25 protein-coding genes and 1 other annotated feature are annotated in these 26,134 nt (G+C 58.6%); of the genes, 12 read left to right on the top strand and 13 right to left on the bottom strand.

The genetic code is table 11. The features are described 5' to 3' along the window. Window positions 1-5 precede the first annotated feature (5 nt). Window positions 6-130, top strand: a sequence feature (Phe leader region). From pheM to selO, 10 genes are all read left to right on the top strand, one after another. After that, window positions 11-55 (top strand): pheST operon leader peptide PheM, encoded by a 45-nt coding sequence (gene pheM / locus IM317_RS09420; protein ID WP_001386830.1) that lies wholly within the window; start codon window positions 11-13, stop codon window positions 53-55. It overlaps the preceding feature by 45 nt. Before the next feature lie 62 nt (window positions 131-192). Continuing rightward, on the top strand, window positions 193-1,176 hold the full coding sequence (gene pheS, locus IM317_RS09425; RefSeq protein ID WP_033145275.1) for a phenylalanine--tRNA ligase subunit alpha: 984 nt from the start codon (window positions 193-195) through the stop codon (window positions 1,174-1,176). Window positions 1,177-1,191: 15 nt separating this feature from the next. Beyond that, window positions 1,192-3,579 carry a phenylalanine--tRNA ligase subunit beta gene (gene pheT / locus IM317_RS09430; RefSeq protein WP_033145276.1) on the top strand — a complete coding sequence of 796 codons (2,388 nt, stop codon included), beginning with the start codon at window positions 1,192-1,194 and terminating at the stop codon, window positions 3,577-3,579. A gap of 4 nt (window positions 3,580-3,583) precedes the next feature. After that, window positions 3,584-3,883, top strand: a complete 300-nt coding sequence (gene ihfA, locus IM317_RS09435) for an integration host factor subunit alpha (RefSeq protein WP_003857805.1) — start codon at window positions 3,584-3,586, stop codon at window positions 3,881-3,883. A 103-nt stretch (window positions 3,884-3,986) separates the two neighbouring features. Beyond that, window positions 3,987-4,967, top strand: a complete 981-nt coding sequence (gene btuC, locus IM317_RS09440) for a vitamin B12 ABC transporter permease BtuC (protein WP_033145277.1) — start codon at window positions 3,987-3,989, stop codon at window positions 4,965-4,967. A gap of 34 nt (window positions 4,968-5,001) precedes the next feature. Continuing rightward, on the top strand, window positions 5,002-5,553 hold the full coding sequence (locus IM317_RS09445) for a glutathione peroxidase (protein WP_033145278.1): 552 nt from the start codon (window positions 5,002-5,004) through the stop codon (window positions 5,551-5,553). After that, a complete protein-coding gene (gene btuD, locus IM317_RS09450; protein ID WP_033145279.1) occupies window positions 5,553-6,308 on the top strand; it encodes a vitamin B12 ABC transporter ATP-binding protein BtuD in 756 nt (251 codons plus the stop codon). The genes IM317_RS09445 and btuD overlap by 1 nt, the downstream gene beginning before the upstream one ends. A 74-nt stretch (window positions 6,309-6,382) precedes the next feature. Next, window positions 6,383-6,847: an NlpC/P60 family protein gene (locus IM317_RS09455; RefSeq protein ID WP_008500650.1), complete on the top strand. Its 465-nt coding sequence runs from the start codon at window positions 6,383-6,385 to the stop codon at window positions 6,845-6,847. Window positions 6,848-7,141: 294 nt separating this feature from the next. Further along, entirely contained in the window at window positions 7,142-7,858 is a 717-nt protein-coding gene (locus IM317_RS09460) for an EAL domain-containing protein (protein WP_033145280.1), read from the top strand. Window positions 7,859-7,919: 61 nt separating this feature from the next. Continuing rightward, entirely contained in the window at window positions 7,920-9,362 is a 1,443-nt protein-coding gene (gene selO / locus IM317_RS09465; protein ID WP_033145281.1) for a protein adenylyltransferase SelO, read from the top strand. 40 nt (window positions 9,363-9,402) lie between these two features. On the opposite strand, the gene IM317_RS09470 is transcribed toward selO, so the two are convergent. The 5 genes from IM317_RS09470 to IM317_RS09490 are packed head-to-tail and all read right to left on the bottom strand — an operon-like array spanning window position 9,403 to window position 14,177. Then, window positions 9,403-10,173 (bottom strand): 3-hydroxybutyrate dehydrogenase, encoded by a 771-nt coding sequence (locus IM317_RS09470; RefSeq protein ID WP_033145282.1) that lies wholly within the window; start codon window positions 10,171-10,173, stop codon window positions 9,403-9,405. A gap of 10 nt (window positions 10,174-10,183) precedes the next feature. After that, window positions 10,184-11,575: a GntP family permease gene (locus IM317_RS09475; RefSeq protein ID WP_033145283.1), complete on the bottom strand. Its 1,392-nt coding sequence runs from the start codon at window positions 11,573-11,575 to the stop codon at window positions 10,184-10,186. Window positions 11,576-11,619: 44 nt separating this feature from the next. Next, window positions 11,620-12,801: an acetyl-CoA C-acetyltransferase gene (locus IM317_RS09480; RefSeq protein ID WP_033145284.1), complete on the bottom strand. Its 1,182-nt coding sequence runs from the start codon at window positions 12,799-12,801 to the stop codon at window positions 11,620-11,622. A 9-nt stretch (window positions 12,802-12,810) separates the two neighbouring features. Further along, window positions 12,811-13,467 carry a CoA transferase subunit B gene (locus IM317_RS09485; RefSeq protein WP_029740425.1) on the bottom strand — a complete coding sequence of 219 codons (657 nt, stop codon included), beginning with the start codon at window positions 13,465-13,467 and terminating at the stop codon, window positions 12,811-12,813. A gap of 2 nt (window positions 13,468-13,469) precedes the next feature. Next, window positions 13,470-14,177: a CoA transferase subunit A gene (locus tag IM317_RS09490; protein ID WP_033145285.1), complete on the bottom strand. Its 708-nt coding sequence runs from the start codon at window positions 14,175-14,177 to the stop codon at window positions 13,470-13,472. Between the two features lie 140 nt (window positions 14,178-14,317). On the opposite strand from IM317_RS09490, the gene IM317_RS09495 reads away from it, so the two are divergent. Continuing rightward, complete coding sequence (locus IM317_RS09495) at window positions 14,318-15,241, top strand: LysR family transcriptional regulator (protein ID WP_033145286.1); 924 nt, start codon at window positions 14,318-14,320, stop codon at window positions 15,239-15,241. On the opposite strand, the gene IM317_RS09500 is transcribed toward IM317_RS09495, so the two are convergent. The 8 genes from IM317_RS09500 to IM317_RS09535 all read right to left on the bottom strand — a co-directional run bounded on the left by IM317_RS09500 (window position 15,208) and on the right by IM317_RS09535 (window position 23,338). Then, window positions 15,208-15,987 (bottom strand): heme ABC transporter ATP-binding protein, encoded by a 780-nt coding sequence (locus IM317_RS09500; protein WP_033145287.1) that lies wholly within the window; start codon window positions 15,985-15,987, stop codon window positions 15,208-15,210. The two genes, IM317_RS09495 and IM317_RS09500, sit on opposite strands and share 34 nt — an antisense overlap. Beyond that, entirely contained in the window at window positions 15,980-16,972 is a 993-nt protein-coding gene (locus IM317_RS09505) for an iron ABC transporter permease (RefSeq protein ID WP_033145288.1), read from the bottom strand. Before IM317_RS09505 ends, IM317_RS09500 begins: the two co-directional genes overlap by 8 nt. Beyond that, entirely contained in the window at window positions 16,972-17,793 is an 822-nt protein-coding gene (locus IM317_RS09510; protein ID WP_033145289.1) for a hemin ABC transporter substrate-binding protein, read from the bottom strand. Before IM317_RS09510 ends, IM317_RS09505 begins: the two co-directional genes overlap by 1 nt. Next, entirely contained in the window at window positions 17,790-18,818 is a 1,029-nt protein-coding gene (locus IM317_RS09515) for a hemin-degrading factor (RefSeq protein ID WP_033145290.1), read from the bottom strand. Before IM317_RS09515 ends, IM317_RS09510 begins: the two co-directional genes overlap by 4 nt. Before the next feature lie 35 nt (window positions 18,819-18,853). Then, window positions 18,854-20,836, bottom strand: coding sequence for a TonB-dependent hemoglobin/transferrin/lactoferrin family receptor (locus tag IM317_RS09520; protein ID WP_049015958.1), 1,983 nt, complete (start codon window positions 20,834-20,836; stop codon window positions 18,854-18,856). Window positions 20,837-20,913: 77 nt separating this feature from the next. Continuing rightward, window positions 20,914-21,096, bottom strand: a complete 183-nt coding sequence (hemP, locus tag IM317_RS09525) for a hemin uptake protein HemP (RefSeq protein ID WP_033145291.1) — start codon at window positions 21,094-21,096, stop codon at window positions 20,914-20,916. Between the two features lie 209 nt (window positions 21,097-21,305). Continuing rightward, on the bottom strand, window positions 21,306-22,352 hold the full coding sequence (gene aroH, locus IM317_RS09530; RefSeq protein ID WP_033145292.1) for a 3-deoxy-7-phosphoheptulonate synthase AroH: 1,047 nt from the start codon (window positions 22,350-22,352) through the stop codon (window positions 21,306-21,308). A gap of 152 nt (window positions 22,353-22,504) precedes the next feature. Beyond that, a complete protein-coding gene (locus tag IM317_RS09535) occupies window positions 22,505-23,338 on the bottom strand; it encodes a pyruvate, water dikinase regulatory protein (protein WP_023311315.1) in 834 nt (277 codons plus the stop codon). A gap of 335 nt (window positions 23,339-23,673) precedes the next feature. Between IM317_RS09535 and ppsA the strand changes: the two genes are divergently transcribed. Further along, entirely contained in the window at window positions 23,674-26,052 is a 2,379-nt protein-coding gene (ppsA, locus tag IM317_RS09540; RefSeq protein WP_023311316.1) for a phosphoenolpyruvate synthase, read from the top strand. Window positions 26,053-26,134: the final 82 nt, after the last annotated feature.

Consider the following 26,134-nt stretch of genomic DNA (forward strand, 5'->3'; position numbering starts at 1 on the left):
TAACGCAAGCATGAATGCTGCTATTTTCCGCTTCTTCTTTTACTTTAGCACCTGATTTCAGGAGGCTAGCGCGTGAAAGATGAAACGAAAAACAGCGCCAGATAAGCCTCCCGATGGAGGCTTTTTTTGTGCCTGAATTTGAGAGAATAACTCCACCAAATCGGTGTCTGCACCGACATAATGAGGAAAATCATGTCACATCTCGCAGAGCTGGTTGCCAGTGCAACAGCCGCCATTAATCAGGCCTCAGATGTTGCCGCGTTAGACAATGTCCGCGTCGAATATCTTGGGAAGAAAGGGCACCTGACCCTTCAGATGACAACCCTGCGTGAGCTGCCGGCAGAAGAACGCCCGGCAGCAGGTGCGGTGATTAACGAAGCCAAAGAGCAGGTACAGCAGGCGCTGAACGCGCGTAAAGCCGAGCTGGAAAGCGCGGTGCTGAATGCGCGTCTGGCCGCAGAGACGATCGACGTTTCTCTGCCGGGTCGCCGTATCGAAAACGGTGGTCTGCATCCGGTTACCCGCACCATCGATCGCATTGAAAGTTTCTTCGGTGAGCTCGGCTTTACCGTGGCGACTGGCCCGGAAATCGAAGATGATTACCACAACTTCGACGCCCTGAACATTCCTGGCCATCATCCGGCACGCGCTGACCACGACACTTTCTGGTTCGACGCTACGCGTCTGCTGCGTACTCAGACCTCCGGCGTTCAGATCCGTACCATGAAGGATCAGGAGCCGCCAATCCGCATTATCGCGCCGGGCCGAGTCTATCGTAACGACTACGATCAGACCCACACGCCAATGTTCCACCAGATGGAAGGTCTGATTGTTGATAAAAACATCAGCTTCACCAACCTGAAGGGCACGCTGCACGATTTCCTGAACAACTTCTTTGAGGAAGATCTGCAGGTTCGTTTCCGCCCGTCCTACTTCCCGTTCACCGAACCGTCTGCGGAAGTTGACGTGATGGGTAAAAACGGCAAATGGCTGGAAGTGCTGGGCTGCGGCATGGTGCATCCAAACGTGCTGCGCAACGTGGGTATCGATCCGGAAGTTTACTCCGGCTTTGCTTTCGGCATGGGCATGGAGCGTCTGACCATGCTGCGTTACGGCGTGACCGACTTACGTGCATTCTTCGAAAACGATCTGCGTTTCCTCAAACAGTTTAAATAAGGGCAGGACAGAACAATGAAATTCAGTGAACTGTGGTTACGCGAGTGGGTGAACACCACGCTGGACAGCGACGCGCTTTCTAACCAGATCACCATGGCGGGTCTGGAAGTGGACGGCGTTGAGCCGGTTTCCGGTGCCTTCAACGGCGTGGTCGTTGGCGAAGTGGTCGAGTGCGGCCAGCACCCTAATGCTGACAAACTGCGCGTAACAAAAGTAAACGTGGGCGGTGACCGTCTGCTGGATATCGTCTGCGGTGCGCCAAACTGCCGTCAGGGCCTGAAGGTGGCCGTGGCGACCGTCGGTGCGATGCTGCCGGGTGATTTCAAAATTAAAGCGGCTAAGCTGCGCGGCGAGCCGTCTGAAGGCATGCTGTGCTCCTTCTCCGAGCTGGGTATTTCCGACGATCACAACGGCATTATTGAGCTGCCGCTGGATGCGCCAATCGGCACCGATATCCGTGAATACCTGAAGCTTGATGACAACACCATCGAAATCAGCGTCACGCCAAACCGTGCCGACTGCTTAGGTATCATCGGCGTGGCGCGCGACGTGGCCGTGCTGAACCAGACCGAACTGAACGCGCCGGACATCGCGCCGGTTGAAGCGACCATCAGTGACGTGCTGCCTATCCAGGTTGACGCTGCGGATGCTTGCCCGCGCTACCTCGGCCGCGTGGTGAAAGGCATCAACGTGAAAGCGCCAACTCCGCTGTGGATGAAAGAGAAGCTGCGCCGCTGCGGTATCCGCTCTATCGACGCCGTGGTTGACGTGACCAACTACGTTCTGCTGGAGCTGGGCCAGCCAATGCACGCGTTCGATAAAGATCGTATCGACGGCGGCATCGTTGTGCGCATGGCGAAAGAGGGCGAAACCCTGGTTCTGCTGGACGGCAGCGAAGCGAAACTGAACGCCGACACCCTGGTGATTGCTGACCACAGCAAAGCGCTGGCAATGGGCGGTATCTTCGGTGGCGAGCACTCAGGCGTCAACGACGAGACGCAAAACGTCCTGCTGGAATGCGCATTCTTCAGCCCGCTCTCCATCACCGGTCGCGCACGCCGCCACGGCCTGCATACCGATGCCTCTCACCGCTACGAGCGCGGCGTTGACCCGGCACTGCAGTACAAAGCGATGGAACGTGCGACCCGCCTGCTGATCGACATCTGCGGCGGTGAAGCGGGCCCGGTTATCGACGTCACCAACGAAGCGGCCCTGCCGAAGCGTGCGACCATCACCCTGCGCCGCAGCAAGCTGGATCGCCTGATTGGTCACCACGTTGCCGATGCGCAGGTAACCGACATCCTGAAACGTCTGGGCTGTGAAGTAACCGAAGGCCAGGACGAATGGAAAGCCGTTGCGCCATCATGGCGTTTCGACATGGAAATTGAAGAAGATCTGGTGGAAGAAGTGGCCCGCGTTTACGGCTACAACAACATCCCTGACGAGCCTGTCCAGGCAGGTCTGGTGATGGGCACCCACCGCGAAGCCGACCTGTCTCTGAAGCGTGTGAAAACCATGCTGAACGACAAAGGCTACCAGGAAGTGATCACCTACAGCTTCGTTGATCCAAAGCTGCAGCAGCTGATCCACCCGGGTCAGGAGGCGCTGATCCTGCCAAGCCCAATTTCCAGTGAAATGTCCGCGATGCGTCTGTCTCTGTGGACGGGCCTGCTGGGCACTGTCGTTTATAACCAGAATCGCCAGCAAAACCGCGTGCGAATTTTCGAAAGCGGTTTGCGCTTTGTACCGGATAATCAGGCAAATTTAGGCATCCGTCAGGATCTCATGCTGGCTGGCGCCATCAGCGGCAACCGCTATGAAGAGCACTGGGACCTGGCAAAAGGCACGGTTGATTTCTACGATATGAAGGGCGATCTGGAAGCGATTCTGGATCTGACCGGTAAATTATCTGAAATTGAATTCCGCGCAGAAGCTATCCCGGCCTTGCATCCTGGCCAGAGCGCAGCGATCTATTTAGACGGCAAACGCGTTGGTTTTATTGGGGTTGTTCACCCTGAGCTGGAGCGTAAGCTGGACCTGAACGGCCGTACCATCGTGTTCGAGCTGGAATGGAACCCTGTGGCTGACCGCGTGATTCCTCAGGCTCAGGACGTCTCCCGCTTCCCGGCAAACCGCCGTGATATCGCGGTTGTGGTCGCGGAAAATGTGCCTGCAGCAGATATTTTGGCCGAATGTAAGAAAGTTGGCGTAAATCAGGTAGTTGGCGTAAACTTATTTGACGTGTACCGCGGCAAGGGCGTAGCAGAAGGTTTCAAGAGCCTCGCTATTAGCCTTATCCTTCAGGATACCAGCCGTACACTCGAAGAAGAGGAGATTGCCGCTACCGTCGCCAAATGTGTAGAGGCATTAAAAGAGCGATTCCAGGCATCATTGAGGGATTGAACCTATGGCGCTTACAAAAGCTGAAATGTCAGAATATCTGTTTGATAAGCTTGGGCTTAGCAAACGGGATGCCAAAGAGCTGGTAGAGCTGTTTTTCGAAGAGATCCGTCGTGCTCTGGAAAATGGTGAGCAGGTAAAACTCTCCGGTTTTGGCAATTTTGATTTGCGAGACAAAAACCAACGTCCGGGCCGCAACCCGAAGACGGGGGAAGATATTCCCATTACAGCCCGCCGCGTGGTGACCTTCAGACCCGGCCAGAAGTTGAAAAGCCGTGTCGAAAACGCAACGCCCAAAGCAGAGTAATATGAACTAACTAAAAAGGCCGCCCACGCGGCCTTTTTTCTTTGCGCTCTCCGGCAAACCCGCCGTAAAATCAATTACATCTCACGCTACTAAAACCGTACACATGCTTGATTATGCCCATCGCCAGCACCGTTCCGATAAGCGTCGCCTGTTTTTGCTGGTGCTGTTGCTCATTGTCGCCGCAGGCGTGAGCCTCTGCGCGGGCGACAGATGGATCGGGCCTGACAGCTGGTGGGGGCCGGACGGGCAGCTCTTCGTCTGGCAAATTCGCCTGCCGCGCACCGTCGCGGTGGTTCTGGTCGGCGCCGCGCTGGCGCTGTGCGGCACCATAATGCAGGCGTTGTTTGATAACCCTCTGGCGGAGCCCGGGCTGCTCGGCGTGTCAAACGGCGCAGGCGTAGGCCTGATTGCGGCGGTAATGCTCGGCGGAGGAGAACTCTCCGGATGGAGTATTAGCCTGAGCGCTATCCTCGGCGCGCTGCTAATCACCGCGATCCTTCTTCGTTTTGCCAGACGGCACTTATCGACCAGCCGCCTGCTGCTTGCCGGCGTGGCGCTGGGGATCATTTGTAGCGCGCTGATGACCTGGGCGGTCTACTTCTCAACATCCTTTGACTTGCGTCAGCTGATGTACTGGATGATGGGCGGCTTTGGAGGCGTTGACTGGCACCAGGGCTGGCTGATGGCGCTGCTGGTACCGGTTATCGTGTGGGCTGCCCTGCAGGCGCAGCCGCTGAATATGCTCGCGCTGGGTGAAACCTCTGCCCGCCAGCTCGGCATGCCGATTGGGTTCTGGCGTAATGTGCTGGTGATCGTCATTGGCTGGCTGGTCGGCGTCAGCGTGGCTCTGGCGGGCGCGATCGGTTTTATCGGGCTGGTTATTCCGCATATGCTGCGTCTGTGTGGCCTCACGGACCATCGGACCCTGCTTCCGGCCTCGGCGGTTGCCGGGGCCGTCACGCTGCTGGTGGCTGATATCATCGCCCGGCTTGCCCTGACGGCCGCAGAGCTGCCGATTGGCGTGGTGACCGCCACGCTGGGCGCGCCGGTATTTATCTGGCTACTATTAAAAGCTGGACGTTAATTCAACAAGCCGTAAGACAACCTGAGGGAATGCTATGCAGTCAGACATCCTGAATACTGAAGTGACCACCATTGATGGCGATAACACCACGCTGGAAGGCTACAAATGCAACGTGCTGCTTATCGTCAACGTGGCATCCAAATGTGGCCTGACGCCGCAGTACGAACAGCTGGAGAACATTCAGAAGGCCTGGGAGAAAGACGGTTTCACCGTGCTGGGCTTCCCGTGCAACCAGTTCCTGGGCCAGGAGCCGGGCAGCGAAGAGGAGATTAAAACCTTCTGCAGCACCACCTATGGCGTGACGTTCCCGATGTTCAGCAAAATCGATGTCAACGGCGAAGACCGCCATCCTCTGTATGCGAAGCTGATCGCTGCCGCGCCGAAGGCCGTTGCGCCGGAAGGAAGCGGTTTTTATGAACGCATGGCCAGCAAAGGCCGCGCGCCGCTTTACCCGGACGATATCCTGTGGAATTTTGAAAAATTCCTGATTGGCCGCGACGGCCAGGTCGTTCAGCGTTTTTCGCCGGATATGACCCCTGAGGATCCGATCGTCATGGAATCGATCAAGCTGGCGCTGGCGAAATAATGTCGTTGCTGATGCAGCTCACGGACGTTGCCGAGCGGGGACGTCTGGAGCCGATAACCGGTACCATCAATGCGGGAGAAATCCTGCATCTTGTCGGGCCAAACGGTGCAGGGAAGAGCACGCTGCTGGCACGGATGGCAGGCATGACCGACGGAGAAGGGCAGATAACGCTGCTGGAGCATACGCTCGCGGACTGGACGCCGGTCTCGCTGGCGCATCGGCGCAGCTATCTCGTACAGCAGCAGGTGCCGCCCTTTGCGATGCCGGTCTGGCACTATCTGATGCTGCATTTGCACGACAAACAACAGACGGCACTGCTGACGGACGTGGCCGCAGCCCTGGGGCTGGAAGATAAACTGTCCCGGTATGCCAGCCAGCTTTCCGGCGGAGAGTGGCAGCGGGTGCGCCTGGCGGCGGTCATTCTTCAGATCCACCCGGCAGGTAATCCTCACGGGAGAATGCTGCTCCTCGATGAACCCATGAGCGGTCTGGACGTGGCGCAGCAGGCGGCACTGGATACGCTGTTAAGCGCCCTGAGCCGAAAAGGTATCGCCGTGGTGATGAGCAGTCATGACCTCAACCACACCCTGCGTCATGCCCACCGGGTGTGGCTGCTGTCGCAGGGAAAGATGATCGCCAGCGGTGCGCGGGATCGGGTGCTTACGCCGCCCCATCTTGCCCGCGCGTACAACATGTCGTTCCGCAGGCTGGATATTGAGGGACATAAGATGCTGATTTCTACCGGGCAGACGTAACCGTTTCTTGCCTCTTAGCACAATTGCACGCTAAATTACGAAAAGAACAAAAAAAGCAGAGGATTCGTCTGAAAATGCGATTCTGGTTTCTCCTGATGGCCGCACTTTTTCTTGCGGGATGCAGTAGCCATCGTGCGCCGCCGCCTAACCCACGGCTTTCAGATTCGATCACCGTCATTGCCAGCCTCAACGATCAGCTGAGCAACTGGCGCGGCACGCCTTATCGCTACGGCGGAATGAGCCGCGGCGGCGTAGATTGTTCCGGCTTCGTTCTGATGACGTTCCGCGACAAGTTTGATTTACAGCTTCCGCGTGAAACGCGCAAGCAGGCCGAAATTGGCACTGAAATTGATAAAGACGATCTTCTGCCCGGGGATCTGGTTTTCTTCAAAACCGGATCGGGTGAAAGCGGTCTTCATGTGGGGATATATGATACAGACAATCAGTTCATTCACGCCTCGACAAGCCGCGGGGTGATGCGCTCTTCTCTTGATAATGTTTACTGGCGTAAAAATTTCTGGCAGGCACGACGTATATAGTCTTTGTCAGACACTTCTCTTATGACGGCATGGTCTCTAATAAATCATGCCGTTTTTTCTCAAATAAGATGCTTAAAGTTAAATTTATCTAAAATTAGCGAATCCTCCATGTGTCTGTTTTATCTAAAACTGGCTATTATTCGGCAACCAGGATAAAATTATTTTAGATTCAGGGATAAATCTGAAAATAAATACGGAACTAATGAAATTAATCTTATTAAAATCAAGACAGTGGAATTGTGTCGGCAATTGCTCCAGGATGTCCTCTCTCATCTTTAATGCGGAGCGAGTGCAATGATTATTACGCTAGATAATGCTTACCAGTCTGAACTGCTGCTTCTGCCTGCTCGTAATAGCGCAGGGGAGCTTAAAGGTTTAGAGGTTCTGGTTAACTTTACTGGCGTCGGCAGCGATGTGCGGATCCCCACTGAGCTCGTTATCCCTCGGCTTTCAACAGCTGAAGAGTTAGTGCTGTTTAACGAAAAATTGCAATTGCTTGATACCTGTAAACTGTTTTTTATTCAGCATCAGTTAATTGCATGGATCAATATTACACCTGCAATAGTTGAATTTTTATTAAGTAATGGAAACGCTGTTTCAATCCTTGAGCGTTACCCGTTTCTTGAGTTTACTGTTAATGAGAATTATCCAGGTTTAAATAACGGAAAGGACGATCTGCAGCTGGCGAGAATGGCAATCCATTTCCCGTTGGTCCTGGCAAACTTTGGCGCAGGCGCCGCATCGCTCAAAGCGGTCTATGATGGATTATTTAAACGGGTTATTCTCGACAAAGGTTTCATTCAGCAGCGTGCCCCGGAGCTCTCTTTCGAGCCTTTTATGCGCGCCATCCTCTGGCAAATCACGCCGCACTGCCAGTCAGTGATCGTCTCGGGCATTGACGACCACGGCCTGTTGCAACGCGTTTTGTCCTTCAATTTTGGCGCCATGCAGGGCGCACTCTGGCCAGCCGTCTCTGCGGAGCACGTTACATCGCTGGTTCAGCAGCGATAACCCTTGCTTTCGCCCGTGTTTAAGTCCGGGTAAACCCTCTACACTAAAAGCAGGAGGACTTATGACCCTGTCTTTTACTGCTCACTGGCATGACGAGTTGCCTGGCTTTTACACCGCACTCAAACCAACACCGTTACAAAATTCACGCCTTATCTGGCACAACGATTTGCTGGCAGAAGAGCTGGCCATTCCGCCTGAGCTGTTTCAGCTTTCAGAGGGCGCTGGCGTCTGGGGCGGTGAAACGCTTCTCGCCGGGATGCAACCTCTGGCTCAGGTCTATAGCGGACATCAGTTTGGCGTCTGGGCGGGGCAGCTGGGCGACGGCAGGGGGATCCTGCTCGGCGAACAACGGCTTCCCAACGGGGAGACGGTTGACTGGCACCTGAAAGGGGCGGGTCTTACTCCCTATTCGCGAATGGGCGACGGGCGCGCGGTACTGCGTTCAACGATTCGCGAGTGCCTGGCGTCCGAAGCGATGCATGCCCTGGGTATTCCCACTACGCGCGCGCTGTCGATTATCACCAGCGATACGCCGGTAGCGCGCGAAACGGTGGAAAAAGGGGCAATGCTGATGCGTATTGCGCAAAGCCATTTGCGCTTCGGCCATTTTGAGCACTTTTACTATCGCCGCGAGCCGGACAAGGTTCGCCAGCTGGCTGATTTTGCCATTCGTCACCACTGGGCGCATTTGCAGGACGAGGCGGATAAATACGTTCTCTGGTTCAGGGATGTGGTTGCCCGTACCGCAAGCCTGATTGCCCGCTGGCAAACGGTGGGCTTTGCGCATGGCGTCATGAATACGGACAACATGTCGATCCTCGGGCTGACCTTTGATTACGGTCCGTTTGGTTTCCTGGACGATTATCAGCCTGGCTATATCTGCAACCACTCCGACTATCAGGGACGTTACAGCTTTGATAATCAGCCCGCGGTTGGCCTGTGGAACCTGCAGCGGCTTGCGCAAACCCTGTCGCCGTTCATCGACGTAGATGCCCTCAACGATGCGCTCGACAGCTATCAGGACATATTGCTGCGAGAATACGGCTCGCTGATGCGCAACAAGCTGGGGCTGATGACGCAGGAGAGGGGCGATAACGACATTCTCAACGGTCTGTTTGCCCTGATGGCGCGCGAGGGCAGCGATTATACCCGTACCTTCCGGATGCTGGGCCAGACGGAGCAGCACAGTGCGGCCTCACCGCTGCGCGACGAGTTTATTGACAGACAGGCGTTTGACGACTGGTTTGCCACTTACCGCGCGCGGCTGCAGCAGGAGCGGGTGGATGACGCTACCCGCCAGACGCAGATGAACGCGACAAATCCCGCGATGGTGTTGCGCAACTGGCTGGCGCAGCGGGCGATTGAGCAGGCAGAGCAGGGGGAGTATGACGAGCTACACCGCCTGCATCTGGCGTTGCGCACGCCGTTTGCCGACCGGGATGATGACTACGTCAGCCGCCCGCCTGACTGGGGCAAGCGGCTGGAGGTCAGCTGTTCAAGCTAGCGATTTTGCCGGGTGGCGGCGTCGCCTTACCCGGCAAAAATTACTGCGCAACCCAGCCGCCATCCATATTCCACGCGGCGCCGCGAACGTTCACGGCGCCCTCGCTGCACAAAAACAGCGCCAGTTCACCCAGCTGCTCCGGGGTAACAAACTCGCCCGAAGGCTGTTTCTCTGCCAGAAGCCGATCGCGAGCCTGCTCCGGCGGCACGCCCTCAGCGATACGTTTGTCGATTTGCTGTTGCACCAGCGGCGTCAGTACCCAGCCGGGGCAGATGGTATTGGCGGTAATACCGGTGCGGGCGGTTTCCAGCGCCAGCGATTTCGTAAAGCCCACTACGCCATGCTTGGCGGCAACGTAGGCTGACTTCTCTTTTGACGCGACCAGCCCGTGAACGGAGGCGATATTAATGATGCGCCCCCAGTTTTTCTCGCGCATGGCGGGCAGCGCCAGCCTGCTGGTGTGAAATACCGAGGAGAGGTTGATGGCGATAATGTCGTTCCATTTCTCCACCGGAAACGCGTCAACCGGGGCGACATGCTGTATCCCGGCGTTGTTGACAAGAATGTCCACGCCGCCAAACTGCGATTCGGCGTAGCGCATCATGGCTTCAATTTGCAGCACGTCACGCAGGTCCGCATCGTGATAGCCCGGCTTTTTGCCCAGTTGCGCAATCTCTTCTCTTGCTGATTCGCTGTCGCCGAAACCGTTGAGGATCAGCTGCGCCCCGGCCTTCGCCAGTACGCGGGCGATCCCAAGTCCAATGCCGCTGGTCGAGCCCGTCACCAGCGCGGTCTTACCGTTCAGATTCATCTTTCTCTCCTTACACAATGCCGGTCAGATAGAACACGGCAATGACAAAAAGCACTGCCAGACTTTTAATGAGGGTGATAGCAAAAATGCCGCCGTAGGCCTGACGATGGCTCAGGCCGGTAATCGCCAGCAGGGTAATCACCGCGCCGTTATGGGGCAGCGTATCCATTCCCCCGCTCGCCATCGAGGCCACGCGGTGCAGCACCTCAAGAGGGATATTGGCGGCGTGGGCGGCGGCGACAAACGAGTCTGACATGGCGGCGAGCGCAATGCTCATCCCGCCGGACGCCGAGCCGGTGATCCCCGCGAGGACGGTCACGCTGATGGCCTCATTCAGCAGCGGATTCGGGATGGCCGCCAGCGCTTTGGATAACACCAGGAACCCGGGCAGGGCGGCGATCACCGCGCCGAAACCGTATTCCGAGGCGGTATTCATCGCCGCCAGAATGGCACCGCTCACCGCGGTCCGGCTGCCTTCTGCCAGACGACCCCGGATATTGCGAAAGCCAAAAATCAGCACCAGCACGATACCGGAGATCAGCGCCGCCTCGACGGCCCAGATGGCGGTGATCTTGCCCACCTCGGTGACAATCGGTTTCGCCAGGCCTGGCAGAGTAAGCTGGTGGGTTGTGCCGTACCAGCCGGGGATCCAGCGGGTAAACAGCAGGTTCAGTATGCCCACCACCAGCAGCGGGGAGATAGCAATCAGCGGGTGCGGAAGGTTAATGTTATCCGGCGTCTCGGGTTCATTTTTCAGATCCGTGCCGTAGCCTTCGTTGTTATTGAACGCCTTACGACGCTGGCGCTCCAGCCAGAGCAGGCCAAAGACGATAATAAACAGAGAGCCAATAAGCCCAAGCCACGGCGCGGCCCAGGCGTTCGTGCCAAAGAAGCTGGTGGGGATGATATTCTGGATCTGCGGCGTGCCGGGCAGGGCGTCCATGGTAAACGAAAATGCCCCCAGCGCCACGGTGGCCGGGATCAGCCGCTTGGGGATGCCGCTCTGGCGGAACAGTTCCGCGGCAAACGGATACACCGCAAATGCCACCACGAACAGCGACACGCCGCCGTAGGTTAACAGCGCGCACACCAGGACGATCACCGGAATGGCGTGGCGACGACCGAGGATCTGAATCGCGGCCGCGACGATGGATCGTGAGAAACCGGAAAGCTCAATCAGCTTGCCGAAAACGGCCCCCAGCAGGAACACCGGGAAGTAGAGCTTGACGAAGCCCACCATCTTTTCCATAAACAGGCCGGTAAACGTCGGGCCGACGGCACCCGGATCGGTCAGCAGCACGGCGCCGAGCGCCGCAATCGGCGCAAACAAAATAACGCTGTATCCGCGATAGGCCGCCAGCATCAGCAGCGCCAGCGCCGCCAGGGCAATTAACACACTCATTACGACTCCTCACTTTAGTTATTATTCGGATACCAACGAGATGCTTAACGCTCGACGGTCAGAGCAATGCCTTGCCCGCCGCCCACGCACAGGGTGACGAGCCCTTTTTTGACGTCACGGCGCTCCATTTCGTACAGCAGCGTCACGAGGATGCGGCAGCCGGAGGCGCCAATCGGATGACCCAGGGCGATAGCGCCGCCGTTAACGTTCACCCTGCGCTCATCCCAGCCGAGCTGCTTGCCCACCGCCAGCGCCTGGGCGGCAAAGGCTTCATTGGCTTCAATGAGGTCCACGTCATCGAGCGTCCAGCCCGCCCGCACCAGCGCCGTCCGGCAGGCGCTGACCGGTCCGATGCCCATTACCGACGGGTCAACGCCCGTCACGGCGTAGCTCACGATGCGACCGAGGATCGGCAAACCGCTCTCCCGCGCCTTTTCGTCGCTCATCAGCAGCACCGCGGCGGCACCGTCGTTGAGCGACGACGCATTTCCGGCCGTGACCGTGCCTTCCGCCTGCAGAAAGGCGGGGCGCAGCTGCGCCAGCTGCTCAGCGGTGGTGCCAGGCCGGGGCTGTTCGTCACGGCTGACGATAAGCGGCGGTTTTTTGCCCTGTTTTACCGTCACCGGCGCTATCTCGGCGTCAAACCGACCCGCTTCAATGGCAAAGGCCGCTTTTTGCTGCGACCGGGCGGCGAAGGCGTCCTGCTGCTCGCGGGAAATGGCATTCTCCCGGGCGACGTTTTCAGCGGTGATCCCCATGTGGTAATCGTTGAACGCGTCCCACAGCCCGTCGGTAATCATGCTGTCCTGCAGTCCCGTATGGCCAAAACGCAGCCCTGAACGCGCGCCGTCCAGCAGATAGGGGGCGTTGCTCATGCTCTCCTGACCGCCAGCGATAGCCACGTCCGCGTCGCCGCAGCGGATCGCCTGCGCGGCGAGCTGCACCGCTTTTAGGCCCGCGCCGCAGACCAGGTTGACCGTTGTCGCCGGCGTGCTGACGGGTAATCCGGCGGCGATGGCCGTCTGACGCGCGGGGTTTTGCCCGCATCCCGCCGTCAGCACCTGTCCGAAAATCAGTTCATCTACCTGTTCTTCGAGAAGATTGCTGTTCTCCAGCAGGTGCCGCACCGCGACGGCCCCCAGCTCAACCGCTGAAAGGGACGATAGCGAGCCGCGAAAACTGCCTATGGGGGTCCGCGTTGCCCCGACAATCATGACTTCTTTCATCGTGAGTCCTCAGTTGAAGCGCATCTCGCGAACGTCGTCCGCCACAATCATTTTCCCGGCTGTCTTAGCCGCAATTTCGTCGATGCTGACGCCGGGAGCGTATTCCCGCAGGATGAACGCGCCGTCCTCGATCTCCAGCAACGCGAGGTCGGTCAAGACCCGACGGATGCAGCCCGCGCCCGTGAGCGGCAGCGTGCAGCGCGGCAGCAGCTTAGACTCACCGCTTTTCGAGGCGTGGGTCATCACCACAATGATGTTCTGCGCCCCTGCGACGAGATCCATTGCGCCGCCCATGCCCTTCACCATCTTTCCGGGGATCATCCACGAGGCGATATTGCCCTCGACGTCCACTTCAAACGCGCCCAGCACGGTCAGGTCGACATGACCGCCGCGGATCATGGCAAACGACTGGGCCGAGTCGAAAATGGCCGCGCCGGTGCGCGCGGTTACGGTCTGTTTACCGGCGTTGATCATGTCAGCGTCAAGGCTCTGCTCGTCAGGAAAAGCCCCCATCCCCAGCAGCCCGTTTTCTGACTGGAGCATCACGTCCATCCCGTCCGGAATGTAGTTCGCCACCAGGGTAGGAATACCGATCCCCAGGTTGACGTAATACCCGTCGCGCAGCTCGCGGGCGACGCGCATGGCCATCTGTTCACGGGTTAACATCGTCAGACTCCTTCCGCGCGCAGGGTGCGCTGTTCAATGCGTTTTTCAAACTGGCCGACAATCAGCCTGTCGACGTAAATTCCCGGGGTATGAATGGCCGACGGGGGCAGCTCGCCCGGTGCAACAATCTCTTCCACCTCAACGACCGTTATCCGGCCCGCCGTTGCCATCAGCGGATTAAAATTTTGCGCGGTATGCCGATAGACAACGTTGCCGTACCAGTCCGCTTTCCAGCCCTTAATGAGCGCGAAATCGCCGGTAATGGCCTCTTCAAGGATGTAGTGCTTCCCCGAAAACTGGCGCACGTCTTTGCCGGCAGCCACGGGCGTGCCGTAGCCGGTGGCCGTGTAAAATGCCGGAATGCCCGCGCCGCCCGCGCGCACCTTTTCCGCCAGCGTGCCCTGAGGCGTGAGTTCAATCTCCAGTTCGCCGCTCAGCACCTGCCGCTCGAACAGGGCGTTCTCGCCGACGTAAGAGGCCACCACTTTGCGAACCTGCCGCGTTTCGAGCAGTATCCCGAGACCGAAACCGTCCACGCCGCAGTTGTTTGATACCACCGTCAGATCTTTCACCTGACGGCGTCTGACCTCTGCAATCAGGTTCTCCGGAATCCCGCACAGGCCGAAGCCGCCCGCCAGCAAGGTCATTCCGTCCGTCAGCCCTTCCAGCGCCTGCGCATAGCTGCCGACGCGCTTGTCCAGTCCCGCCATAGTTATCCCTCCCGTTATCCGTGCCAGTATCATTAGGGGCGGCGACTCATTTGTTAATTTTGAATTTGTGACCCACTCATTTGGTTTTTTTATTAATTTACTGTTAACTAAAATTTTTCAATTAGTTAACAGGATGAAAAATGAGAATGAGTGTCAAACAGTTACGCGCGTTTTTAGCGGTAGCTCACACTCTCAATTTCGCGCACGCCAGCGAACGGCTGAATCTTTCCCAGCCGGCCCTGAGCCTGACGATTAAAGCGCTGGAGGATGCGCTCGGTGGACCGCTGCTGCAGCGGAGCACGCGCAAGGTCGCGCTGACGCAGGAGGGAGAGACGTTTTTGCCGATGGCGCGCCAGCTGCTTGCCGACTGGGATAACGTCGAAGAGGCGATGCACCAGTGCTTTACCCTGCAGCGCGGTAAAATTTCGGTTGCGGCCATGCCGTCGTTTGCCGCGAATGTCCTGCCCGAGGTGCTAAAAGCGTTTCGCGATCGCCATGCCGGGATCAACGTCACCGTGCATGATGTCATTAACGAGCAGGTGATAGAGATGGTGCGGGAAGGGCGGGTCGAGATGGGCATCGCCTTTGAGCCCGCGCCAACGCACAACCTGCTGTTTACCCCGCTGGGCCTCGACAGGTTTGTGGCCATTGTGCCAAAAGATTCCTCGCTGGCAGGCAAGAAGCGCCTGTCATGGGAAGAGCTGCTGACGCTGGATTTCATCACCCTGCAGCGCCCTTCGGCGGTACGTCTGATGATGGAGGAGGAGCTGGCGCGAAGCGGCAGAAAGCTGGACGTGGCGCTGGAGAGTCATCAGCTGGTGACGGTCGGGCGAATGGTCGCGAGCGGGCTGGGCGGCAGCGCCGTTCCGGCGCTCTGCGAGGCGCAGATGACGGCGCTGGGCGCGGTCTGTATTCCGCTGGATAACCCGCCGATAGAAAAGTGCATTGGAGCGATCCATCCAGGACACACGCAGCTCTCTAAAGCGGCGCATGCCCTGCTGGAAACGCTGAAAGATTTTTACCAGCCCAATCAGGGGGCGAGAAACACCTGCGGCGCGGCGTGAGCCGGATGCCTGCCGACGATAACCTGCGCGCCGTACCAGCGCGCCAGCGCGTCGGCCTGCAAAACGGTTTCCGGTGCTCCCTGGGACACGATTCTGCCGTCATGCAGCAGCAGGATGCGGTCCGCCCACAGCGCCGCCAGATTAAGGTCGTGCAGCACCGCGCAAACGTGCAGATGACCCCGACGGGTCAGGGATTTCAGCAGGCGCAGCAGATGCTGCTGGTGATAGAGATCCATCGCAGACGTGGGTTCATCAAGGAACAGCCAGCCGCGCGGCGCGCCGTCGCACCAAAGCTGAGCCAGCGCGCGGGCGAGCTGGATGCGCTGCTGCTCGCCGCCGGAGAGTGCGGCAAACTGCCTGCCCGCCAGCGGTAAACAGCCGGTGACGGCCATGACCTCCTCAATAACCGTCGCTTCAGGCGTGCGGGTCCAGGGCGCTCGCCCCATACCGACGACCGCCTCAACCGGCCAGTCAAATCCGAGCTGCGTGTTCTGGCGCATTACCGCCCGGTAGCGGGAAAGCCTGTTCGGCTGCCAGGCCGCAAGCGGTGTGCCCGCCAGGCTGCACCGTCCGCCCGCAGGTTTAAGGTAGCCGGTCAGCAGCCGCAACAGCGTTGATTTCCCGGCGCCGTTGGGGCCAATCAGCGCCACCAGCTCGCCCTGAGATAAGGTCAGCGACACGTCGTCAATCAGCGTGCGTTGTCCGGCGCGAAAAACAAGGTTTTCAGCACAATAGCGTTCAGCCATGCGCACCTCCGCGACGAAAGATAAGCCACAGAAACCACGGCGCGCCGAGAAGGCTGGCCAGTAAGCCGACCGGCATTTCCGCCGGTGCGACCAGGCTGCGCGCCAGCGTATCGGCAACCAGCAGAAGCAACGCGCCGGCCAGCACCGAGCCGGGGAGCACGGCCCGGTGGTCGGCTCCCAGCCACATGCGCACCAGGTGCGGCACCACCAGGCCGACAAAGCCGATCACGCCGCTGACCGCAACGGCGGCGGCCACCAGCAGGGCGCTGCACAACAGCAGGATCCGCTGCACGGCGGCAACCTCCACGCCGAGGTAATGTGCCTCTTCGTCACCCAGCTGCAGCAGGTTGAGGGCGCCTGCCAGACGCCAGATCGCGAGCACGGTGGGAACCATCAGCGACGCGACGGCCAGCAGCGTTGACCACTGCGCCTGGCCGAGGCTGCCCATTCCCCAGAGCGAAAGCTGGCGAAGCTGGGCATCATTGCTGAGCCATGACAGCACCCCGACGGCCGCGCCGCACAGGGCGTTGATAGCAATTCCCACCAGCAGCAGGCGCGACAGGGAAGCGTCACGCTGTCGGCTGAGCAGGAAAATCACGAAGGTGGCGGCCAGCGCGCCGAGAAACGCCGCCAGCATTGGGGCATACAGCATCACCAGTGCAGGCAGCGAGAGCGGAAGAACCACCCACAGCGCAACGGCGAGCGCCGCGCCGCTGCTGATGCCGAGCAGTCCCGGGTCCGCCAGCGGATTTCGAAACAGCCCCTGCATCACGCAACCCGCCAGCGCCAGTGAACCGCCGATCGCCAGCGCCAGCAGCACGCGAGGCAGGCGGATTGTCAGCCAGATTTGACGCAGCGCCTCGTCGGTCCCGTTCCACAGCAGGCTGATCGGCAGGTGTAATGCCCCAACCCCGGTCGCTGCGAGCGTCATGATGGTCAGGATCGCGGTCAGCATCCATAACGATAAGGCGATCCGCCGGGACATCAGGGCAGCAGCTCCGCTTTGGCACGCAGCTGCTGGATGGCTTCCGGCGTTCTCACGCTGAAGCCCAGCAGCGCCATATCGTCAATCGCCAGCACCTGCTTGTTCCGTCCCGCCGGGGTTTGCGCCAGGCCGGGCAGCGTCCACAGATTTGCTTCACCGCCCAGGGCGTTGAGACCGTCCTGAGAAATCACCACCAGATCGGGTTGGCTGGCTATCGTGCCTTCCTGAGAAAGCGGCTGATAGCGGGTAAACCCCTGCATCGCGTTCTGCAGCCCCGCCGCACGAATGGCAGCATCCGCGCCGGTCTGTTGTCCGGCGGCCATGGCGGTCATCCCGCCGTGGTTGAGAATAAACAGTACCCGCTTATTGAGCGGCGACGCGGGAAGCGCCGACAGTGCCTGGCGCAGCGTGCTGCGCAGGACCTCCCCCTCGACCTCGCGGTGCGTCGCTTCAGCGACGATCCGCACCTTTTCGTCAATGACGTTCAGGTCGTTACTGGCAGGAACAGCGATCACCCTGACGTGGCTTTGCTCAACCTGCTTTAGCGCCAGAGACGGCTGCGCCTGAGCGCTGGCCAGCACCAGCGTGGGGCGCATGGATAAGATCCCTTCCGCATTGAGCTGGCGCAGATAGCCCACGTCAGGCAGCGAATTCGCCGCCTGCGGCCACTGGCTGGTGCTGTCGCGGGCCACCAGCGAGGGCGCCGCGCCGAGAGCGTAGACAATCTCGGTGACGTCGCCGCCGAGGGTAACGATTTTCTCCTGCGGCGCCGCAGACGCCAGCAGGGGCAGGGCGCTAAGCAGGGCAAGCCACCGTTTCATGCGGCCAGCCCTTTCGCCGTTAAGGCGTCAATCTGGCTGCGCCACTGGCTCTGCTCCGGTTCGCCTTCCGTACGCTGGCCGTACAGCTGGGCGATTTGCGTTCCGTCGGCGGCAAACAGCTCCAGGCTGGTGACATGCCCGTCAGCCGTCGGCTTGCGCGTGACCCACGTTTCCGCAATGGATCCTTCAAGCAGATGCAGGGTAAAGGTTGGGTTAAAGACGTTCAGCCAGCCTTTCATTGGCACCAGCTTTTCCACCGCGCCGGTGAAGATCTGCACGCAGCCGCGGTTGCCGACGAAGATCATGATTTCGTTACCGTCCCGACGCGCCGTCTCCAGGAGCTGTGCCAGCGCGGTGTTTTCTACCCGGCAGGCCAGATCGTCACCCACCAGGCGAAACGCCTGCTGGCGGCTGAGGTTATGGCGCTTGAGCAGGCTGAAGAACTGATGAACGTCGGTCATGGCGCGCCACTCGTTATCCACGAGAGCGGCATTTGCGTTTTCTGCATGAGCCGGAGCATCGGCTATCCTCAACGCCAGCGGCGGGTTGTCGGCAAAGATAAAGCGGGTCAGCACGTCGCCCCAGGCGGAAACGTCGGTGTTGTCCGTGGCGTAGACCTTCAGCAGGGCATCGCCCTGGTGATCGAAGAACTGAATGCTCTGCCGCTCGCCGCGTGCGGTGGCTTCACTGATGTGAAACACGCTCGACCACTGGTTGAGGAACAGGCGCAGATCCAGCGCGCGCGGGTTCAGCACCAGCCCGGCGTGGCCGTTCAGGTGCTGGTTGGTAAATCTCCCGACCTGCTCGTGTACGGCGTATTCGTTGCGGCAGATACATTTGGTTTCGCCCACCGCCTCCAGCGCGCCCAGGATCTCGCGGATTTCACCGCGCAGTCGCCAGGCGTCGTGACCTACGCGGGCAAAGGTCAGCTCTGCTTCACTGATGTTCATTAACCCCGCGACGTCGCGCGCGTACATACCCGGATTGGCTTCTTTTAGCTCAAGCCAGCGCGTGTAGTGATTCATTGTCTCTTCCTTCTGAATAGTTGCCCCGAAGGGAATTACCACTGATAGCTTACGAAAATCTTGCCGTTACGACCGTCCTGCGGAATGCCCTGAGGTGACCAGTACGCTTTGTCAAAGGCGTTGCCCAGCACCAGCGTGGTGGTCACGCCTTTGAGCCGCTCCTGGCCTTTGTAGCTCACGTAGAAATCGTTGACCGCATAGCCCGGCTGCTTGCTGTAGCTGCCGCTGATATGCGTTGAGCGATCGACAAAAGTACCGATCCAGCCGACGGAGAACCCGCTTTGCGCCACCGGGATATCCAGCTTGCTGGTGACGGTGTCCGGGTTAATGCTGGAGATGTACTCGCCCGTATCGGTGTCTTTCCCGCGCGTGCGGTTGTAGGCCAGATCGAGGCTGAAGAGATCGGCCGAGTATTTTGCCATCATATCCCAACCCCAGATTTTGGCGTTCGGAACGTTGTACGACATGGTGGTCGCGGCGGCAAAATCGACGGTGGTGGAGATATAGTCTTTGGCTTTGGTGTCGAAATAGCTGGCTTTAAACTCCAGCGCATCGTTGGCAAGCATCAGATTGTCAAAGCGCAGGCCAAAACCAAACTCCTGCGTTTCGTTGGTTTCCGGGCGCAGGTTCGGGTTTGGCACCCAGTAGTTGGTATAGAAGCGGCCAATGGAGAAGTGTTTGGCGTCGTTATACATTTCGCCCATGGTCGGCGCGCGGAAGGCCTGCGCGTAAGAGCCAAACAGCATCAGCCAGTCGGTTGGGCTGATGGTTAACCCGGCGCGGGATGACCACTTGTCTGCATCCACATCTTTGTAGCCGTCGCTGCTGCCGCGGTAGCTGTCATAACGCGTGCCGCCCAGCAGGGTAACAGGCAGATCGCGCAGGGTGATCTCATCCTGCAGCCAGCCGGAGCTGAAGTCGATTTTCGCGTCCGGGAAGCCGGTGGTTGCCCCGCCCGGATGCTGCTCCTGACGATAGTATTCCCCGCCGTAGGTCAGAAGGTGTGCTGCAAAGGTGTCGCTGAACAGACGGGTGCGGTTTTCCACCTTGCCGCCTTTGGTGGTCTGCTTGCGGAACTCACCGCTACCGTCGACGTTTTGGGCATTAATGCGCGCTTCGGACCAGTAGACCTTCGCGTCGGCGTCCAGCCAGTCGTACCCTTCCGGTGAAATGTGGTAGCCAACCTGCGCATCGCGCTGGATGGTGGAGCGGTCGGTCATCGGGTTACTGCTGTCCGCCCCGGTGGTTTGCGGGTTTTTCGGCTCCTGAGCGGCGTTGTTGTAGTAGCGCAGGGAGCCGCTCAGGGTCTGGGCGGGGTCGATTTTCCAGCTGCCTTTCGCCAGCATGTTGTTGATGGATTCGTCGTTAGGCGCGGTTGCACCGTCGCTCTGGCGGACATCACCGCGATCCCGGCTGGACCAGGAGACCAGACCGTCAAGCGTATCGGTGCGGCCGTAGGCGCTGGCCCCCATCCCGAGGCTATGATCGCCCGTTGCGCCCGTTCCAAACACGCGGTAGCCGCTGTTTTTACCCGGTTCGAGCAGATCGTTGGCATCGGCGGTGTCATAAGAGATCACGCCGCCCAGCGCGCCGCTGCCGTACAGCAGGGCCGACGGGCCGCGGACCACCTCGATACGTTTGATTAGCGCGGGATCGAGAAAGGTGCTGTTCAGGTGACCGGTGTCGGTGCCCTGACGCACGCCGTCAACCAGCACCAGCACGCCGCGACGGTCATAGCCGCGCAGGTTGACGTCCTGCCCGTTAGTGCGCCCAGTGCCGTCCAGCGTCAGACCGGGGACGTTACGCAGCAGGTCGGCCGCCGAGCTTGCGGTTTGTTTCTCCGGCGCGCTGGCGTCAATTACGCTTACCATCATGGGCGCTTCAAAGGTGCTGCGGGCGTTGCCCGTGGCGGTGACGGTAATGTCGTCTGTGGCGGCGAACGCGACGCCCGGTAGGGTACTGGCAATCGCCAGCGCCAGAAGTGACGGACGTAAAGATGCGGAAGGCAGGTGTGGCATAGCAACTCTCCATAAGAAGTGAAAAGCGCTGGCTGCCTGGGGATAACCTGGGTGGCTGGCGTATTTTTAGGTGTTGTTTATTTTGTGAGGATCAGTTTTCCGGCATGGGTCTGGCGCAGAAGATAGCGCTGTCCGTCATGCTCGATAATGACCCGTCCCTCATCGCCGAGGAGGGTTTTGCTGTCAATGCGACGCTCGGCGGGGGCTGGCGCTGTGTGTGTTTTTTCTGGCGTTGCCGCGCTGTTATCCGTACGTGACATAATGTTTATAAATAACAATCAATGTAACAATGATAATCATTATCAATAAACTGCAAATTGACGGCAAGCATTTTTGTGAAAAAAGGGTGAGGGGATCAAATTTGGGGGTGAGGTGCGGTCTGATGCCCTCACTCCGACCCTCTCCCACAGGGAGAGGGAGAAGGGCACAATCGTAGGTCGGGTAAGCGCAGCGCCACCCGACAATAACATCAGAAGCGAGAATCTACCGCAGCTGCCAGCTTTTCCAGCAGCAGTTCGCTGTCTTCCCAGCTCAGGCACGGGTCGGTGATCGACTGGCCGTAAACCATCTGCTGTCCGGCAACGATTTTCTGCGTGCCTTCTTTGATAAAGCTCTCAGCCATAATCCCTGCAACGGCAGTCGAGCCGCTGCGGATCTGCTGACAGATCTCATCGCAGACGTCCAGCTGGCGGCGATGCTGCTTCTGGCAGTTGCCGTGGCTGAAATCCACCACCAGATGTTCCGGCAGGTCGAACTCGGCCAGCGTTTCGCAGGCCGCCGCAATATCCTGGGCATGGTAATTGGGTTTCTTCCCGCCGCGCATAATGATATGCCCGTAAGGGTTACCGCTGGTCTGGTAGATGGTCATATGACCACTCTTGTCCGGCGACAGGAACATGTGGCTGGCACGGGCAGCGCGGATGGCATCAACCGCGATACGGGTGTTGCCGTCGGTCCCGTTTTTAAAGCCGACCGGGCAGGAGAGGGCAGAGGCCATCTCACGGTGGATCTGGCTTTCGGTAGTGCGCGCGCCAATCGCGCCCCAGCTGATCAGATCGGCGATAAACTGCCCGGTCACCATATCGAGAAACTCGGTCGCCGTCGGAACGCCCAGCTCGTTGACCTGTAAAAGCAGCTTCCGCGCCAGCTCGATGCCGTGGTTAACGCGATAGCTGCCGTTGAGGTCAGGATCGGAAATCAGGCCTTTCCAGCCCACCACGGTGCGCGGTTTTTCAAAGTAGGTGCGCATCACGATCTCAAGGCGATGCTGGTACTTATCCCGCAGTCCCTGGAGTCGTTTTGCATAATCCATCGCGGCATCCAGATCGTGGATGGAGCAAGGCCCAATGACCACCAGAAGACGTTTGTCTTCACCGTTCAGGATTTTTTCAATGCGGCGGCGGGAGGCCGTCACATGTTCCGCGACGGCGGCGGAAACGGGATGCCGCTGTGCCAGTTCAGCCGGCGTGACCAGGCTGTCAATGCGCGCAGTGCGGAGTTCATCGGTTTTATTCATGGAATGTCTCAGAAAATTTTTGCTTCATCGGCAGACTACCGGGAAGTGATGGGCATCACCTTAAACCAATCCCTGCTGATTTCAAGTTCGGGGCGACACCGCCCCGTGGTTGCAGGTGATGATACCTGAATCTGAGCTAATGTACTAGCATATTAGTACATGCGGCGATTAAGCCCCATGATGTCGAGAATTTTGGTGGCAATTTCTTCAACCGAATAGTTGGTGCTGTTCAGCCACGGGATCTGGTTTTTACGGTACAGCGCTTCCACTTCGGAGACCTCCATCCGGCACTGGCGCATGGAGGCGTAGCGGCTGTTCTCGCGACGCTCCTCGCGGATGGCCGCAAGGCGTTCAGGGTTGATCGTCAGGCCGAACAGCTTGTGCTGCAGCGGCTTAAGGGCGGCGGGCAGCACCAGGTTATCCATATCGTCGGCGATAAACGGGTAGTTTGCGGCGCGAATGCCAAACTGCATCGCCAGATAAAGGCTGGTCGGGGTTTTGCCGCAGCGCGACACGCCAAGCAGGATCACCTGCGCCTGGTCGAGATTTCGCAGCGAAATACCGTCGTCGTGGGCCAGGGTGTAGTCGATAGCGGCGATACGCGCGTCGTACTTGGTCAGGTTGCCGGGGTTCAGCCCGTGGGTTCGGTGGGCAATCGGGGTCGGGTCGAGCTTAAGCTCGCTCTGCAGCGGCGCCACCAGCGCCTGCACGATATCCTGGCAGAAGCCTTCACTTTGCAGAATGATGGAGCGAATTTCAGGGATCACGATAGAGTAGAACACCAGCGGGCGGACGCCGGTCTGCTGGTAGATGGCGTCAATCTGGTCCTTCACCGCTTTAGCGCGGCTCTCGTTTTCGACAAACGGCAGCGTGATGCTGTTAATCGAGACGGGAAACTGCGACATCACCGCGTGGCCCAGCACCTCGGCGGTGATCGCCGTACCATCAGAAATATAAAAAACGTGGCGATCGACAGCACTATCCATTTTACTCACCCTGAATATCAGACCTAATTGTCTGAAAGCATAAATTAAAAAAGTAAATTACACAGCAAAGAACTTATCCTAATTATGAATGAAACACTGTTTTTGATTTTCCTGAAAAGTGGATTTCATTTTTCAAATAGCGACTTTATTTTTGGGGTTTCTGGCTGAATATAGAGGAATCATCGGGTTAATCGTTGATGGGAAAGTATCCGAAAAGTTGAAATTTTAAATTGCTTACACGATTCACCGTTTTTTTAGCGGAAATAAATATGCCAGTATAAATACGTAGTCAGGTGTTACTTACTCCGATCAAATATCACAAAAGGATTGTTTCGATGTCCAACAATGGCTCGTCACCGCTGGTGCTTTGGTATAACCAACTCGGCATGAATGATGTAGACAGAGTTGGGGGCAAAAATGCCTCCCTGGGTGAAATGATTACAAATCTGTCAGGTATGGGTGTCTCCGTACCGAACGGGTTTGCCACCACCGCCGATGCCTTTAACCTGTTTTTAGACCAGAGCGGTGTTAACCAGCGCATTTACGACCTGCTGGATAAAACGGATATTGATGACGTAACCGAGCTTGCCAAAGCCGGGGCGCAGATCCGCCAGTGGATCATCGACACACCTTTCCAGCCGGAACTGGAAAAAGCCATTCACGACGCGTACAACCAGCTCTCTGCTGACGATGCGCAGGCCTCCTTTGCCGTACGTTCCTCTGCGACCGCAGAAGATATGCCGGACGCCTCGTTTGCCGGGCAGCAGGAAACCTTCCTGAACGTCCAGGGTTACGATGCGGTGCTGGTGGCGGTGAAGCACGTGTTTGCTTCCCTGTTCAACGATCGCGCCATCTCCTATCGCGTGCACCAGGGCTACGACCATCGCGGCGTGGCGCTCTCCGCTGGCGTGCAGCGCATGGTGCGCTCGGACGTGGGCTCATCCGGCGTGATGTTCTCCATTGATACCGAATCCGGCTTCGACCAGGTGGTGTTTATCACCTCCGCGTGGGGTCTGGGTGAGATGGTTGTGCAGGGCGCGGTAAACCCTGACGAATTCTACGTCCACAAGCCTACGCTGGCCGCTGGCCGTCCGGCGGTGGTGCGCCGCACCATGGGCTCGAAAAAAATCCGCATGATCTATGCCCCGACCCAGGAGCATGGCAAGCAGGTTAAAATTGAAGATGTACCGCAGGAGCAGCGCGACCGCTTCTCCCTGACCGACGCCGAAGTGCAGGAACTGGCGAAGCAGGCGGTGCAGATCGAAAAACACTACGGCCGTCCGATGGACATCGAATGGGCAAAAGACGGGAACACCGGCAAGCTGTTTATCGTGCAGGCGCGTCCGGAAACCGTCCGCTCTCGCGGTCAGGTGATGGAGCGTTATACGCTGCACGCGCAGGGTAAAATCGTGGCGGAAGGCCGCGCCATCGGTCACCGCATCGGTGCCGGTCCGGTCAAAGTGATCCACGACATCAGCGAGATGAACCGTATTGAGCCAGGCGACGTGCTGGTGACCGACATGACCGACCCGGACTGGGAACCGATCATGAAGAAAGCGGCGGCTATCGTCACCAACCGCGGCGGTCGTACCTGCCACGCGGCGATCATTGCCCGCGAGCTGGGCATTCCCGCGGTTGTCGGCTGCGGTGACGCCACCGAACGCATGAAGGACGGGCAGAACGTGACCGTCTCCTGTGCCGAAGGCGATACCGGCTACGTCTACGCCGATATCCTCGACTTCAGCGTGAAGAGCTCAAGCGTGGATACCATGCCGGACCTGCCGCTGAAGATCATGATGAACGTCGGCAACCCGGACCGCGCGTTTGACTTCGCCTGCCTGCCGAACGAAGGCGTTGGCCTGGCGCGTCTGGAATTTATCATCAACCGTATGATCGGCGTTCACCCGCGCGCGCTGCTGGAGTTTGACGACCAGGATCCGAAGCTGCAGAACGAAATCCGCGAGATGATGAAAGGCTACGACTCACCGAAAGAGTTCTACGTCGGCCGTCTGACCGAAGGGATCGCGACGCTGGGCGCTGCCTTCTATCCAAAACGCGTGATCGTGCGTCTGTCTGACTTTAAGTCTAACGAATACGCCAACCTGGTCGGCGGCGAGCGCTACGAGCCGGAAGAAGAGAACCCGATGCTGGGCTTCCGCGGGGCCGGACGCTACGTGTCCGACAGCTTCCGCGACTGCTTCGCGCTGGAGTGTGAGGCGGTGAAACGCGTGCGCAACGACATGGGACTGACCAACGTTGAAATCATGATCCCGTTCGTGCGTACCGTGGATCAGGCGAAAGCGGTGGTGGACGAGCTGGCGCGTCAGGGTCTGAAGCGCGGCGAGAACGGGCTGAAGATCATCATGATGTGCGAAATCCCGTCCAACGCCCTGCTTGCCGAGCAGTTCCTGGAGCACTTCGACGGCTTCTCTATCGGCTCGAACGACATGACGCAGCTGACGCTGGGTCTGGACCGCGACTCCGGCGTGGTCTCCGAGCTGTTCGACGAGCGCAACGAGGCGGTAAAAGCGCTGCTCTCCATGTCCATCCGCGCGGCGAAGAAGCAGGGTAAATACGTTGGGATCTGCGGTCAGGGTCCATCCGACCATGAAGACTTTGCCGCATGGCTGATGGAAGAGGGGATCGATAGCCTGTCCCTGAACCCGGACACCGTGGTGCAAACCTGGCTGAGCCTGGCGGAACTGAACAAGTAACGCCACGCTGACCCGAAAAGGCGAGGATATTATTCCTCGCCTTTTTTATTTCATTTCTTATTTGCTCCCCATCACAAATAAA

It is taken from the genome of Enterobacter cloacae complex sp. S3 (assembly GCF_014930495.1).
In the GTDB taxonomy this organism is placed as follows: domain Bacteria; phylum Pseudomonadota; class Gammaproteobacteria; order Enterobacterales; family Enterobacteriaceae; genus Enterobacter; species Enterobacter asburiae_B.

Bases quoted from the DNA above. Each gene is read 5' to 3' on its own strand.
- IM317_RS09445 (WP_033145278.1), top strand. From the start codon at position 5,002: ATGCAGTCAGACATCCTGAATACTGAAGTGACCACCATTGATGGCGAT.
- ppsA (WP_023311316.1), top strand. From the start codon at position 23,674: ATGTCCAACAATGGCTCGTCACCGCTGGTGCTTTGGTATAACCAACTC.
- IM317_RS09500 (WP_033145287.1), bottom strand. From the start codon at position 15,987: ATGGCTGAACGCTATTGTGCTGAAAACCTTGTTTTTCGCGCCGGACAA.
- IM317_RS09535 (WP_023311315.1), bottom strand. From the start codon at position 23,338: ATGGATAGTGCTGTCGATCGCCACGTTTTTTATATTTCTGATGGTACG.
- ihfA (WP_003857805.1), top strand. From the start codon at position 3,584: ATGGCGCTTACAAAAGCTGAAATGTCAGAATATCTGTTTGATAAGCTT.
- IM317_RS09480 (WP_033145284.1), bottom strand. From the start codon at position 12,801: ATGAAAGAAGTCATGATTGTCGGGGCAACGCGGACCCCCATAGGCAGT.
- hemP (WP_033145291.1), bottom strand. From the start codon at position 21,096: ATGTCACGTACGGATAACAGCGCGGCAACGCCAGAAAAAACACACACA.
- IM317_RS09495 (WP_033145286.1), top strand. From the start codon at position 14,318: ATGAGAATGAGTGTCAAACAGTTACGCGCGTTTTTAGCGGTAGCTCAC.
- pheS (WP_033145275.1), top strand. From the start codon at position 193: ATGTCACATCTCGCAGAGCTGGTTGCCAGTGCAACAGCCGCCATTAAT.
- IM317_RS09510 (WP_033145289.1), bottom strand. From the start codon at position 17,793: ATGAAACGGTGGCTTGCCCTGCTTAGCGCCCTGCCCCTGCTGGCGTCT.
- IM317_RS09475 (WP_033145283.1), bottom strand. From the start codon at position 11,575: ATGAGTGTGTTAATTGCCCTGGCGGCGCTGGCGCTGCTGATGCTGGCG.
- IM317_RS09485 (WP_029740425.1), bottom strand. From the start codon at position 13,467: ATGTTAACCCGTGAACAGATGGCCATGCGCGTCGCCCGCGAGCTGCGC.
- btuD (WP_033145279.1), top strand. From the start codon at position 5,553: ATGTCGTTGCTGATGCAGCTCACGGACGTTGCCGAGCGGGGACGTCTG.
- btuC (WP_033145277.1), top strand. From the start codon at position 3,987: ATGCTTGATTATGCCCATCGCCAGCACCGTTCCGATAAGCGTCGCCTG.
- IM317_RS09455 (WP_008500650.1), top strand. From the start codon at position 6,383: ATGCGATTCTGGTTTCTCCTGATGGCCGCACTTTTTCTTGCGGGATGC.
- IM317_RS09515 (WP_033145290.1), bottom strand. From the start codon at position 18,818: ATGAATCACTACACGCGCTGGCTTGAGCTAAAAGAAGCCAATCCGGGT.
- selO (WP_033145281.1), top strand. From the start codon at position 7,920: ATGACCCTGTCTTTTACTGCTCACTGGCATGACGAGTTGCCTGGCTTT.
- IM317_RS09505 (WP_033145288.1), bottom strand. From the start codon at position 16,972: ATGTCCCGGCGGATCGCCTTATCGTTATGGATGCTGACCGCGATCCTG.
- IM317_RS09520 (WP_049015958.1), bottom strand. From the start codon at position 20,836: ATGCCACACCTGCCTTCCGCATCTTTACGTCCGTCACTTCTGGCGCTG.
- IM317_RS09470 (WP_033145282.1), bottom strand. From the start codon at position 10,173: ATGAATCTGAACGGTAAGACCGCGCTGGTGACGGGCTCGACCAGCGGC.
- IM317_RS09460 (WP_033145280.1), top strand. From the start codon at position 7,142: ATGATTATTACGCTAGATAATGCTTACCAGTCTGAACTGCTGCTTCTG.
- aroH (WP_033145292.1), bottom strand. From the start codon at position 22,352: ATGAATAAAACCGATGAACTCCGCACTGCGCGCATTGACAGCCTGGTC.
- pheT (WP_033145276.1), top strand. From the start codon at position 1,192: ATGAAATTCAGTGAACTGTGGTTACGCGAGTGGGTGAACACCACGCTG.
- IM317_RS09490 (WP_033145285.1), bottom strand. From the start codon at position 14,177: ATGGCGGGACTGGACAAGCGCGTCGGCAGCTATGCGCAGGCGCTGGAA.